At 41.3% G+C, this 13,264-nt stretch carries 9 protein-coding genes; 4 read left to right on the top strand and 5 right to left on the bottom strand.

Going from position 1 to position 13,264, the window contains the following annotated elements; genetic code table 11:
- Positions 1 to 201 precede the first annotated feature (201 nt).
- From QQK21_RS00460 to QQK21_RS00440, 5 genes are all read right to left on the bottom strand, one after another.
- Positions 202 to 696, bottom strand: coding sequence for a hypothetical protein (locus QQK21_RS00460; RefSeq protein ID WP_284190246.1), 495 nt, complete (start codon positions 694 to 696; stop codon positions 202 to 204).
- Positions 696 to 2,921 (bottom strand): hypothetical protein, encoded by a 2,226-nt coding sequence (locus QQK21_RS00455; RefSeq protein WP_284190245.1) that lies wholly within the window; start codon positions 2,919 to 2,921, stop codon positions 696 to 698. Before QQK21_RS00455 ends, QQK21_RS00460 begins: the two co-directional genes overlap by 1 nt.
- Positions 2,914 to 4,521, bottom strand: coding sequence for a site-specific integrase (locus tag QQK21_RS00450; protein WP_284190244.1), 1,608 nt, complete (start codon positions 4,519 to 4,521; stop codon positions 2,914 to 2,916). The genes QQK21_RS00455 and QQK21_RS00450 overlap by 8 nt, the downstream gene beginning before the upstream one ends.
- Complete coding sequence (locus QQK21_RS00445) at positions 4,511 to 5,944, bottom strand: tyrosine-type recombinase/integrase (RefSeq protein WP_284190243.1); 1,434 nt, start codon at positions 5,942 to 5,944, stop codon at positions 4,511 to 4,513. The genes QQK21_RS00450 and QQK21_RS00445 overlap by 11 nt, the downstream gene beginning before the upstream one ends.
- 65 nt (positions 5,945 to 6,009) lie before the next feature.
- Positions 6,010 to 6,555 carry a single-stranded DNA-binding protein gene (locus QQK21_RS00440; RefSeq protein WP_284190242.1) on the bottom strand — a complete coding sequence of 182 codons (546 nt, stop codon included), beginning with the start codon at positions 6,553 to 6,555 and terminating at the stop codon, positions 6,010 to 6,012.
- Positions 6,556 to 6,827: 272 nt separating this feature from the next.
- Between QQK21_RS00440 and QQK21_RS00435 the strand changes: the two genes are divergently transcribed.
- The 4 genes from QQK21_RS00435 (at position 6,828) to QQK21_RS00420 (ending at position 13,239) form a co-directional block, all read left to right on the top strand.
- Positions 6,828 to 7,475, top strand: coding sequence for a response regulator transcription factor (locus QQK21_RS00435; protein WP_284190241.1), 648 nt, complete (start codon positions 6,828 to 6,830; stop codon positions 7,473 to 7,475).
- Positions 7,476 to 7,582: 107 nt separating this feature from the next.
- A complete protein-coding gene (gene galU / locus QQK21_RS00430) occupies positions 7,583 to 8,455 on the top strand; it encodes a UTP--glucose-1-phosphate uridylyltransferase GalU (protein WP_284190240.1) in 873 nt (290 codons plus the stop codon).
- A 133-nt stretch (positions 8,456 to 8,588) separates the two neighbouring features.
- Complete coding sequence (gene uvrA, locus QQK21_RS00425; RefSeq protein WP_284190239.1) at positions 8,589 to 11,411, top strand: excinuclease ABC subunit UvrA; 2,823 nt, start codon at positions 8,589 to 8,591, stop codon at positions 11,409 to 11,411.
- 61 nt (positions 11,412 to 11,472) lie between these two features.
- The gene (locus tag QQK21_RS00420; RefSeq protein ID WP_284190238.1) at positions 11,473 to 13,239 is read left to right on the top strand and encodes a PglL family O-oligosaccharyltransferase; all 1,767 of its coding nucleotides are present in this window, start codon (positions 11,473 to 11,475) and stop codon (positions 13,237 to 13,239) included.
- Positions 13,240 to 13,264: the final 25 nt, after the last annotated feature.

Below are 13,264 nucleotides of genomic sequence, written 5' to 3'. Positions count from 1 at the left end.
AATGTAAGGATACGACAGAGTCGAATGGTATTTATCCCGTCAAGATCCCTCAGTAATGACACTACCAGCAGGCCTACTACCAGCAGGCCTACTGTATGGTCTATCCGCGACTAACCAGCGGATGTGTAAGATCGAGTATGAGTTACTACACATCAGTCAAGTCAGTAGTGAATTAGTACAAACTAGTTGTATAAGTACGCCTTATATGGACTTGGCAGGCAGACCATCATCAAGTGTAGAAACTAACTTATTGAGATCGACGCCATCCATTTTCTGAAGGTTGTATTGCCATCTCGCAAATCTTTCAAGCAACATATCGTTTTGAGAATTAAGCCTTTTATTTTCTGAACTAAGCCTTTCATTCTCTTTTTCAAGTTTTTCTACTTGCTTGATTAATTCTGCAATCGCTACGTCATCATTCCCTAGATTAGAAATAAGATCACTTAATTTGTCAGCACTTTCGAACAACGACTTGGCATCTTGGATAGCTTCTGATTTCTTTTGCCTTAGCTGCTCTTTCTTCAAATCAAAAGCATGCTTAATTTCATCATACTTGGTGAATGTGAAACGTGATGGCGGCTTTTTTAGGCCAAGTTCTAACTGTAATTTCTCAGCTAAAAGCTCATAACTAAGTTTGCCAGTCCACCCATCGATGATAGCCAGTATCGTTTCTTTGTTATCTGGAACAAAAGCCATTATGCCTCCCTCATATCAGATAGTGCTAAAGCCATAAGATCAAACCCTTGGATAGCGCTTTGTTCATTTATGTTCAATGAGCGCTTCACAGGAGATGGTGATAGCTCATCAGGTATTCTAACGTGTGCACCATCCGCTTTTTTTGGATCTTCAAGAAGAAAAATGAGTGTTTTTATCTTAGACAAGCGAAAGCCCAGAGCTGTAACCCATCTATCCGCGCCAAAAACCTGATCTTCTGCGGCGGCTTTCGCATGCCTCAATTGCTCTTCATATAGCGCTTCAAGAGTTTTTAACTCATCAAGAGAGTGAGGCATACCTTTAAGGCAAACATGTTCATTGCAGACCTCACAGTCACCATTTTTAACACATGGACTTTCGGCATAGTTGTGAACACAGAAGCCTAACCCTGTGAACTGAGCAACACCATTCCTATCAATCCCAAGAGCTTTCAGTGAGATGGGAAGTCCAAGGTCATGTAAAACCATTGGCGGTGGCGGCGCTTCGGCAGTGTAAAGTTCTAACAACTGGTTAGCTTGAGCAACAGTCATGACACCAGATCCAATCGTAACATGCCCAATACGCTGAGTTAGACGTGACTTTTGCTTTTCAGTTCGTCCGTCGTAAGCTTTGTTTTGCTTGATATCAGCTCGCCCTGACCATTTGGCGATAAGCCAATCAGCTTCACCTGCTAACTTTAATTTCGTGTTTAACCAGTGACGAAATTGGTGACTATTTAGCTTGAGAGGTGTCCCATCTTCATCTGTGATACCTAGCTCATCAAAAATTGATTCTATGCCTCTGTCAGAGCCGATAGCATCACTCAGAGAGCCATGTCCAAGATGAACCCATGAGAAGGGCTTAACAGCGAATTCCTTGTGAAATTCATGATCTCTGACTAATGTGATGCAATCCCATACTTTCATGTCGCCATAATTTGGGAAATCCAGCGTCTTGTATTGTTCATCAATAACAGAACGGAGATCCCTGTAACTAGGAAATCGAATGACGATTCCTGTTGGCTTACCAGTGTATCTATTTACGATCTCATTGTTCGGGAGAACGATGTGTCCTTGACACAAGTCCTTTTTCCAATCGTTCACATTGTTCAAGTCGCTAATTAAACGATTTAACCACTTGACGTTGCTACCATACGTCGTCCAAGTGATGTCGGTTCCTCTTTCTGATTTACCTGTTTTAAATCCCATTACTTTCGCGAACTGATTATATGTCAACGGCTTGTCTTGGGAGCTTTCTGAGTCACTACCCAACATGAACAGATCAGGATTGTCATACGCAAATTTTGCAGCAGACCTGGCTGGAGCAGAAATCTCCACAAGTCTTTCAAATGCCTGTTTAACAACGTCTTCTAGCAAAGCTGGCACCCACTTTCGAACGGGATCCCCTCCTTTGGCAGGATGCCACATCAAGTACCAACGACCTTTATCACTTTGCTGTAATGAATTGACAGTCAAACCATTCAATTCAGTATGTCTGCTGGGCTGGCACATCAACATAACGCAAAGACTACTAAAATACTTCTGGCGTGGTGTCTTAGCTTTATGAAAAGCGTCTGCTACCTGCAACATCTGATAATCTGACGGACATTTATCTTCCATTTCCTTGCGACTTTTTTCGTCTAGTTTTATGCTCGCGTCAGATTGACGAGGAAACGGGTTCGACCAATCTTGTAGATCTAGTTTAAATCGTTTTTCTTTGATGAATTTCAATACCTTTTCGAACGAAAGGCCGATATTGCGTTTGCCGCCAGCGCCTAAATCACTGCTCCGTATCTTCTGCTCTACGCGATCAATCACATTATTGTTGATGTTCATTATATCAACTGATGATTTATCATTGTGAACAGCGTGCTCTTCTAATGCTTGATAGAGGAAGACTAGCGATGAAGCCCAAGTAGTTGAATCTTTCTTGTTAAGCGATTGCTGGTAGCGAACATATGCTTTCGCAAAGTCAGAAAAAGGAGGCTGGAAAGGTGTATATTTTGAATGACTCTGACTTGCCCCAAAAACAATCGTCAGCTTTTTTCCTTTTTCCGTCTTCCACGACCACTTATCACATTCCCAGCCATTCTGAATAATGCCTTCAGGGGTTTTGAACTGAATGTCGTCAAACAGACTCAGATCATTTTTTGCAAAAGCGATAAAATCATCATAATTTTTTTGAAAATCAATTTGATGCTTAGGAGTAAACAGCAAAACATTAGACATTTAACGCTCCTTCATTTTCTAACTCTTGCTTTCTTGCGTTGCACTTTCGAATGACCGCCTTAATAGCATTGATACTGCGGTTATGTCCTTGCAAAACAAACTCACTGGCTCCCATTTCACGCTTTCGATCTCGTTTCAAAACGACGCTTTTCAGCATTTTCTCATGAGGAGCATTTAACCAAGGTTGAAATTTATTGCATGTGTAGCAATGCACAGAGCCATTAGCACAAAAGCCAAATGTTCCACAGTTTCCTAAAGGGTTGCCTTCGTCATTGTTAATTCTGCTTCGAGGATCGTTAGCTCGAATTGCGTCTTTTTCACTGTCTATTAACGTGCCAGAAAAAGCTTGAGCTAATGGGGTAAGATCGGTAGCTAGCGCCTCGTCGATTCTATCCGCCATCTCTTCATTAAACTCGGTATACACGGTGACCTGTTGAGTATCTTCATGCCCTAACTCCTCAGCTATCGTATGCTCGCTGGCTCCAAGCATAGCCATGTTCGTCGCATGAGTGTAACGAAATCGACGTGGATTAATATGCAAATCTCCATAATCGCCATCCAATTTAATTCGGGTTGTTTTTAAGGGACAAAGCCGAGCTAACCTTCTTACTATTTCTGCAACTGATGGTTTTGCACCATTAGTCCGTAAGCACAATAAATCAGGCGTTTTCTGTTGTATTTTTTCAAATGCACTAAAGTCAGTGAGATTCGATATCTCTCGCTCATTGATAAAAATGGGGATCTGCTTTTTCTGCTGACTAGTAAGGCTGACGTTGAAATGCTCTTCAACCATTTTTATTGATTGTTTTGCCTGTGCAGTCAGCACCAATATTAGGTCTTCACTAACATCTTTTTTGACTTGATAAGACCCTCTAAACGTTTCATTACGTTTTTTGGCGTTGGGGATTCGTAAATCAAAGTGCTCAATGCCAGCCTCTGTTCTTGTGAGTAGATCCTCATAATACAGATGGGTTAATTGAAGAGGCCGAGCACCCGTGTATTGCAATGCCATGATGAACGCATAGTCATATAATGAAATGAGCTGCTCTGTAAATGCATCTACGTACCACGTAATGAACGCAGATTGCTCATCCAGTGTATAAGCACCACTATATGGGCAGCCTAGTGCAACCGCTTTCCCTTTTTTATTTCCTGAAATTTTGAGCGCTGAGAGCAAGCCAACAACTTTCTTATCAACACCGTAGATTTCCTTGTCATGCCAATCAAGCAAAAAAGCACGAATATAGCCTAACTTGTATTCCGTAGTTTTACTAAGAGTTGCATTGTAGTTTATTACGTGCTGCTCAGTTACTTTGCTAGTAACACCAACCGCGAATAGCCAGCGACAATATCTAAAAAGATTATCGGTATATCGTGATGAAAACTCAGCAGCATAGTCTGCCAAAGCAAGTCTAAAGCTTTCTGTAAACTTTGGAGTTAGATTCAATGACTCCAGAAGTTCGAAATTCAAACGCACATTGGCATCCAACTGCCAATTATCCGAATAAACGTCAAACTCATAGTTAGCCTTACTTAGCCGCTTTTCTGACTTTGACTTTATATCTCTATAAATACTGTTTTTTTTCGCATTAATAGCCATAAACACCTACTTCAGCCTTGTGTTTTAAATTTGCATGCATCTTTCTCCGCATCTTATTGGCTTGTTCTATAACTGTTCGTTTCAAGTAAGGTCTGCCAGAGTTTAGGTCGGAATGTCCATTCTTCTCAGCTCTAATCTCTAGCTCGCGCGCTTCGGTGATTTTATTTTCATCTGCATATAGTTTGGCTGCTTGGGGCTTCCCTTCGGCTTCCAATCGCTTCACTTCTTCCTCAACCGCTTTTTTTTCTTGGTCAATACTTTTGGATAGCATATGGTTGAAATAATGCCTAAAGCTGTGTGGCGTGATCCCCCAAAAACGTTCAAAATTAACCTTACGAATACGATTAAAAATATCGTTTATCGTTTGCTTTACAATCGGTTGACCTGATTCATAGCTTCCGCTTTTGGCTTTGTGAGAGACAAATATAAATGGATGTTTTTTGGCCGCCTTTGTCTGAAAACGATGTGTTCTAACGTAGATATTTAGTAAATCTCTCAGTTCTTTCGAGATTGGGACGGCTCTACCAAGCGTCTTCGCTGTAGGCTCATCTAAACGAGGATCTTCTTTACTATTATGTCTGCGTACAACTGATAAGGTGGGGTTGTCAGAGTCAGTACCGATGTCACCAATTCTTAGAGCTGCTAGTTCACTGCGTCTAAACCCCGTTTCATACAAGATTTGAACGATGAGGTAATTTCGAAACCGAATGACAGAGTTACAAAATGGATTGTGTTCAGAGTTGGGTTTCGCCACGGCAACAAAATCTTCAAATACATCATCTGGTATCCCTGATTTATCTAAAGCCATTTGTTTGCTTTTTAAACGATCCTTTGGCATGTCGCTTTTTAGCTGCGTCTTCATTAAATCAAGCGCATCAGATAACTGCGAAGCAGACGGTTTCTTCTTAACTCGCTCTTTACCACAAAAGTGGAGATATTCAGTAATGTGAGCCATGCGAGAGATATACTGAGGCTTTGTGACAGTGGGCTTATCTTTTGATTTAGAGAGATAAAATTTGCCCATATCGGTAACATTTGTTTTAGTCTGATTTTTGAAGACACTAGCTCGATAGCTACAATGCTCTTTCAGAGCATTGATATCATCAAGGGTTGGAATGGCCCCATTGTAAATTTCTTCAAGCAGATCTCTACCATTTATACTTTCCCAAAGTTTTAAGTGTTTGATGGACTTTAGATACTGTTGAATTGAAGATGTGGTTAAATTCTTCCTGAGTTTATTAGTGACAAAGTGCGTTACCCAAAAATCAGGCATGCCGTCATCGTCTAGTAAAAAGACATAACGCTCACCGCTCATAAACTTCTTTATCTCAATCTTCATACCCAACCCAAAAATCAACATAAAAATTTGTAATTTAATAATACAAACGTTCAACCTTAAAAATAAACACTTTTTTTCAGCCAATAAAAGAAAAGACCGCTATTAGCGGCCTTTGGGGTGTTTTTCAACATTTTTATTTTTGTCTTTGTCTAGAATGGGATGTCGTCATCAAAATCCATCGGCGGCTCATTATATTGAGGTTGGCTCGGAGTTTGGTGTGATGGTTGAGAGTAACTTGGCTGACCTTGAGGTGGCTGACTTTGCTGCATTGTCGGCTGCTGAGGCTGCCCCCAGCTTTGCTGTTGAGGCTGTCCCATTGTCTGGCCTTGCATACCACCTTGAGCTCGACCACCTAACATTTGCATTATACCATTGTACCCTTGCACAACCACTTCCGTAGTGTATCTGTCCTGGCCATTCTGATCTTGCCACTTACGCGTTTGTAATTGTCCTTCAATGTACACTTGTGAACCTTTTCGCAAGTATTCTCCAGCGACTTCAGCTAGCTTGCCAAACAAGGACACTCGGTGCCATTCTGTTTTTTCACGCTGCTCTCCCGTGGTCTTATCACGCCAACTTTCAGACGTCGCAATGGTAATATTTGCAACGGCACCACCATTTGGCATATAACGTACCTCTGGGTCAGAGCCCAGATTACCGACTAAAATAACTTTGTTGATTCCACGGCTCGCCATGATTCGCTCCGTATAAATTCTTTGATTAACGTACAATAGCTAACAAGGATAACACGCTTTAGTCTGTGAACAAATTGCAATCCACGCAATGAACTTGTTTAGCACCTACCCACAAACTATTTTAGAGTATCTTTCTACCATTAAGTGACTGATAGATCTAAAACTTACCTATTTATATGAAACAAAACGCAATCCTGTAATAATAATTCGCACTATTAGCAATTCTCCTTCACCCTGCTCACATGTTCACACTACTGGCAAATTCGAATCTTATGGCAAAAAACATCTATGCTCGAACCATTTACTTCCTCACTGAGAAAAGTGACCAAAACAACCCCATTGTTGAGAGTATTCAAAATCAGCTCCATATCAATATACCGTACATAGAGCCAAGCGACCTCATGTACGCAATGCAACGACATAAACATAAGATACTGATGATAGATCATCAGTATTATCAATCTCTCAATAATCAAATTCGTGATCTGCCTTTATCAAACAAAATGTTTGAGATTATTTTATTTAATGTCATAAAGCGTCTGACAACAGAAGAATTACTGTGCTTTGGCAACATAAAAGCTTTGTTCTACCGCCACGAATCCATAGAATCCATCGCCCGTGGCTGCGAAGAAGTGATTAATAGCCAAAACTGGCTTCCACGTAAGGTTGCCGCGCAACTCCTCCATTACTACCGACATGTGATATTAAGCCAAACATCGCCGGCAACCGTCGATTTGACGTCTCGAGAGATACAAATATTACGTTGCCTCAAAACAGGCGCGTCGAATATACAAATTGCAGACGACCTATTTATTAGTGAATTTACGGTTAAATCTCACCTATATCAGATTTTTAAAAAGTTATCGGTCAAAAACCGAGTTCAAGCTATTGCTTGGGCAAACCAGCATATGTTGTCTTAATTGTGAACCCAAAAGTTCAAATCACTCTCATGACAATTTAGCAATGGGAAAAAAAATGCTATGGTTACGCCGGAAATACAAACCATCTTAATGACAAAGGTATTATCATGATCAAAAAGTGTCTTTTTCCGGCAGCTGGCTACGGTACACGCTTTCTTCCAGCAACTAAATCAATGCCGAAAGAAATGATGCCTGTGGTCAATAAACCCTTAATTGAGTACGGTGTCGAAGAGGCTATTCAAGCTGGGATGGACGGTATGTGTATTGTTACAGGACGTGGCAAACACTCAATCATGGACCACTTTGATAAAAATTATGAATTAGAACATCAAATTAGTGGAACGAACAAAGAAGCGCTTCTTGTCGATATTCGTGACATCATCGACAGTGCTAATTTTACGTATATCCGTCAAAGGGAGATGAAAGGTCTCGGTCATGCCATATTAACGGGTCGTGAACTTATTGGTGACGAGCCGTTTGCCGTTGTTTTGGCTGATGACTTATGTGTGAACGATCAAGAAGGCGTACTTGCACAAATGGTCGCTTTATTTAAGCAATTCCGTTGTTCTATCGTCGCAGTTCAAGAAGTGCCTGATGATGAGACACACAAATACGGGGTTATTTCTGGTGAAATGATCAAAGATGATATCTATCGTGTCGATAATATGGTTGAAAAACCGGAGCAAGGAACGGCACCAAGTAACTTAGCTATCATAGGACGCTACATCTTAACTCCGGACATTTTCGAGCTGATCGAAAATACAGAACCAGGGAAAGGAGGCGAGATCCAAATTACAGATGCTTTATTAAAACAGGCTAAAGCAGGTTGTGTTCTAGCCTATAAATTTAAGGGGACGCGATTTGATTGTGGTAGCGTAGAAGGCTATATCGAAGCGACAAATTATTGTTTCGAAAACCTGTACCTCAAAGACAGTAAAAAATCCGAGCTCGGAAAGCAATCCACCACCAAAGAATCTTAAACTCTTCAATAAAACAATCAGTAAAGATGCCTTAAACATGCGCATTTTTACTGTTTTTTTATCCAGTATTTCTTTGAACATTACTCACTCTATGTAATACTTAGGCCACTTATTTTTACATTGAGTGATAGTAATGGATAAGATCGACGTTCGCGGCGCACGCACCCACAATTTAAAAAATGTTAACCTCACAATTCCACGTGACAAACTAATCGTTATTACTGGGTTATCCGGCTCAGGTAAATCATCATTAGCGTTTGACACTCTTTATGCTGAAGGCCAACGCCGGTATGTAGAATCTCTCTCCGCCTACGCTCGACAGTTTTTGTCACTAATGGAAAAACCAGACGTCGATCATATCGAAGGTTTATCTCCTGCTATCTCTATCGAACAAAAATCCACTTCTCATAACCCACGTTCGACAGTCGGCACAATCACTGAAGTCTACGACTACCTGCGCCTACTTTATGCTCGTGTCGGTGAGCCTCGTTGCCCTGAACATAAAGTTCCTTTGGCCGCTCAAACCGTATCACAAATGGTGGATAAAGTACTGGAACTGCCTGAAGGCTCAAAAATGATGCTACTTGCACCAATCATTAAAGAGCGCAAAGGTGAGCATGTTAAAACACTTGAAAACTTGGCTGCGCAAGGGTTTATTCGCGCTAGAATTGACGGTGAGATTTGTGATTTATCCGATCCACCAACATTAGAACTCCATAAAAAGCACACCATTGAAGTTGTCGTTGATCGTTTCAAAGTGCGCAAAGATCTCCAGCAAAGACTGGCAGAATCTTTCGAAACAACACTTGAATTATCAGGAGGGATAGCCGTTGTTACCAGTATGGCTGGGAATGACGATGAGATAATATTCTCAGCTAATTTTGCTTGTCCACATTGTGGATACAGCATGCAAGAACTTGAGCCCAGACTATTTTCATTCAATAACCCAGCAGGTGCTTGCCATACTTGCGATGGTTTAGGTGTACAACAATACTTCGATCCTCAAAGAGTGATCATCGATGACAATCTCAGCCTTGCCGACGGCGCAATACGAGGCTGGGACAAAAAAAACTATTATTATTTTCAAATGCTCTCTTCATTATCTGAGCATTTTAAATTTGATTTATGCAGCCCGTTTAAGTCTCTACCAAGTAAAATTCAGAATGTGATCCTGAAAGGCTCAGGAAGAGTCGAAATAGAATTCAAATACATCAATGACAGAGGTGACATTAGAGTCAAACGTCATCCTTTTGAGGGTATTTTAAATAATTTGGAACGTCGATATCGTGATACTGAATCTAATTCAGTTCGGGAAGACCTTGCTAAATATATTTCCACTAGGGCGTGTAGCAGTTGTAATGGCAGTCGACTCAGACTTGAAGCTCGAAATGTCTTTATCTGTGATACTAGCCTGCCAGAGATTGTAGAACTCAGCATCGCTGATGCACTTACATTCTTCGAATCAATCCAGTTAGCCGGGCAACGTGCTCAAATCGCTGAAAAGGTCATGAAAGAAATCAATGATCGTCTGCAATTTTTGGTGAACGTAGGGCTCAATTATCTCACTCTTTCTCGAAGCGCTGAAACACTATCAGGAGGAGAAGCTCAACGTATTCGACTGGCCAGCCAAATTGGAGCTGGGTTGGTTGGCGTAATGTATGTGTTAGATGAGCCTTCAATTGGACTCCATCAACGTGATAACGAACGGCTATTAAAAACACTCACTCACCTACGCGATTTAGGGAATACAGTACTTGTGGTCGAACATGACGAAGATGCCATAAAAATGGCTGATCATGTCATTGATATCGGTCCTGGTGCGGGAGTTCATGGTGGTGAGATTGTTGCCGAAGGAACGGTGGCAGAAATCATAGCAACGCCAAAATCACTGACAGGGCAATACCTAAGTGGTAAAAAAGAAATTGCTATCCCTACTCAACGTACAGCAAAAGATAACGATAAAGTGGTAACCCTTAGCGGAGCTTCGGGAAATAATCTAAAAAATGTCACACTAGAGATCCCTGTCGGTTTATTTAGCTGCATTACAGGCGTCTCGGGTTCAGGAAAGTCAACGCTTGTCAACGATACCTTCTTCAAAATCGCTCACACCCAACTCAATGGAGCCACAACGGCTACACCAGCTCCTTATAAAAAAATCACGGGTTTAGAGCATTTTGATAAGGTAATTGATATTGACCAAAGTCCAATAGGCCGTACTCCTCGTTCAAATCCAGCGACTTATACGGGCATTTTTACTCCAATTCGAGAGTTATTTTCTGGCACTCAAGAGTCTCGTTCGCGCGGCTATAAGCCTGGGCGTTTTAGCTTCAATGTTCGCGGAGGAAGGTGTGAGGCTTGTCAGGGGGATGGCGTTATTAAAGTTGAGATGCATTTTCTACCTGATGTTTACGTACCTTGCGATGTGTGCAAAGGAAAACGCTACAATCGAGAGACTCTTGAAGTCCACTATAAAGGTAAAACCATTGATCAGGTGCTATCAATGACAGTCGAAGATGCACGTGAGTTTTTTGATCCTGTACCTGTCATTGCCCGAAAGTTACAAACTCTCATTGATGTAGGACTTGCATATATCCGCCTTGGTCAAGCGGCTACAACGTTATCAGGGGGAGAAGCTCAGCGAGTCAAGCTAGCTCGAGAACTCTCTAAAAGAGACACAGGGAAAACATTGTATATTCTCGATGAGCCAACGACAGGTTTGCATTTCCACGATATTCAACAGTTACTCACCGTACTCCATCGTTTAAGAGATCATGGCAACACGGTCGTTGTGATTGAACATAACCTTGATGTCATCAAAACCTCCGACTGGATAATCGATTTAGGCCCCGAAGGGGGGCAAGGAGGGGGAGAAATTATCGCTCAAGGTACGCCAGAAGAAGTCGCAAAAATAACTGGCTCTCATACAGCAAGATTTCTAAGGCCTATGTTAAAATAAACAAAAACCTATGCATAACAGACCATCTTGGGTCTGTTATCTTTTGAGGACATGATAAGCAATGGCAAGTATTCATCTCACTGGAACCAGTTTAGAGCCCCAGAAGCCCAAGCTGCCGATGACCAAACCTTTTCTTGCCTCTGTTGCGATCATTTTCCTACTCAGTATGCATATCTTTATGCCGAACCCTGGTGGCTCTGGATTAGAATTGTCGTTCAACAGTACAACATGGATTGCTGTTAGTATATCTTTGGCTCTAGGGCTTTATCAAATAGGCACTCAAGGGTTTATAAGATACAACAAGCTAACGCTCGGTCTATTTGTTTGCTGTGTATTATTAACCGTACCTGTATTCTATCCAAAGTCAGATATTTCTCTTTCACTAGGTCGACTTGTTGGACTGTGGTCTGGCATGGCAATATTTTTTATCCTTCAGCAATTTCGCTTTAGCAATAAACAAAAACAACGCCTGCTATGGTTTATCATCATCGCGGTTTTCATTCAGGCCATATTTGGCTGGGTTCAATACCTTGTTCTAGAACCCAATAATGCGTTTGGCTATAATACCCTGCAAAATCGTCCCTATGGCATTTTTCAGCAACCTAATGTCATGGCAAGCTTTCTTGCCACTGGTCTCACTCTGTCAGGATACCTACTGACTAAACATCCGAAAAAATACCATAACCGGCTCAGCGAAGTAGTACTTCTTTATTTGATGCCAACAATTACTGTCCCATTATTATTATTTCTTGCTTCTCGAACTGGCTGGTTAAGTACTTTTATTTCAACAATTTGCTTACTTCCCTACTTGTATCGATTTGCAACCTCCAAACGGTTTTGGGGCTGGATTCTATCTATATTAACCGGCTTGGTTATTGGCGTTGGTATTATCAGCGTAACCGGTGAATCTGAGATCATCGACGAGAAAGTACGGGTGACAGATAAAGCTAGAGAGCTTATTTTTCCACAGGCTCTAGACATGTTGATTGAAAAGCCCTTTACTGGCTATGGCTACGGGCGATTTGAACCAGAATACATGATTTACACGGCACGCCAGCATCAGTTGAATGCCAATTACAACCCTGGTTTTCCTTCCTTGAATCACCCCCACAATGAATTACTTTTTTGGGGCGTTGAAGGTGGACTGTTAGCGATTTTGGCGATAATCATCGCTTCTACAATAGTGTTGGTAAGGATCTACAATGCCAAACAAGGGACTCGCCTTGCTATGTTTGCTTTGTTTGTTCCTATCGTATTACATAGCCAACTCGAATACCCCTTTTACCACTCAGCAATCCACTGGATAACATTTGTCATTTTACTTTTTTGGGTTGATCAACGGGCTCGTTCATACCGAAGTACTTCGATTACATTTGCCACCAAAACTTCGCTCAGAGTGATGAGTTTAATCATCCCTATTACAGTGAGTGTCTATATGTTGACCGCCTTGCATACTAACTACATACTCACTCAATTTGAAACGTCAATGAACAAAGATCCGCAACTTCTTGAGCGAGTATCAAATCCTATACTATGGCGCGATAGATATGATTGGGACATATACAGCACTTACCTCAATATTGGCCTTTATCAACAAGAAGCGAAGTATATCCAGCCTTATATAGATTGGTCGTTAAAAATCATCAAAGATAAACCAAGGCCAGCCTTTTACAACAACCTGATCATTGCCTATCAAGGGTTAGGTGACACTGAAAGAGCTGAACAAATACGTAGCGAAGCACAATACCTATTCCCAATACGTGATTTTTCCAACGTTCATTATATCGCGCCAAACATTGATGCGCTAAAACCTGATAGCCATCAATAAGGGGATTCAATCAGGGCGGCAGATA

Source organism: Vibrio zhanjiangensis, from assembly GCF_030161235.1.
Lineage (GTDB): Bacteria > Pseudomonadota > Gammaproteobacteria > Enterobacterales > Vibrionaceae > Vibrio > Vibrio zhanjiangensis.
Note: the sequence above shows the minus strand (reverse complement) of the source record. Positions and strands in the feature narration are given on the sequence as shown.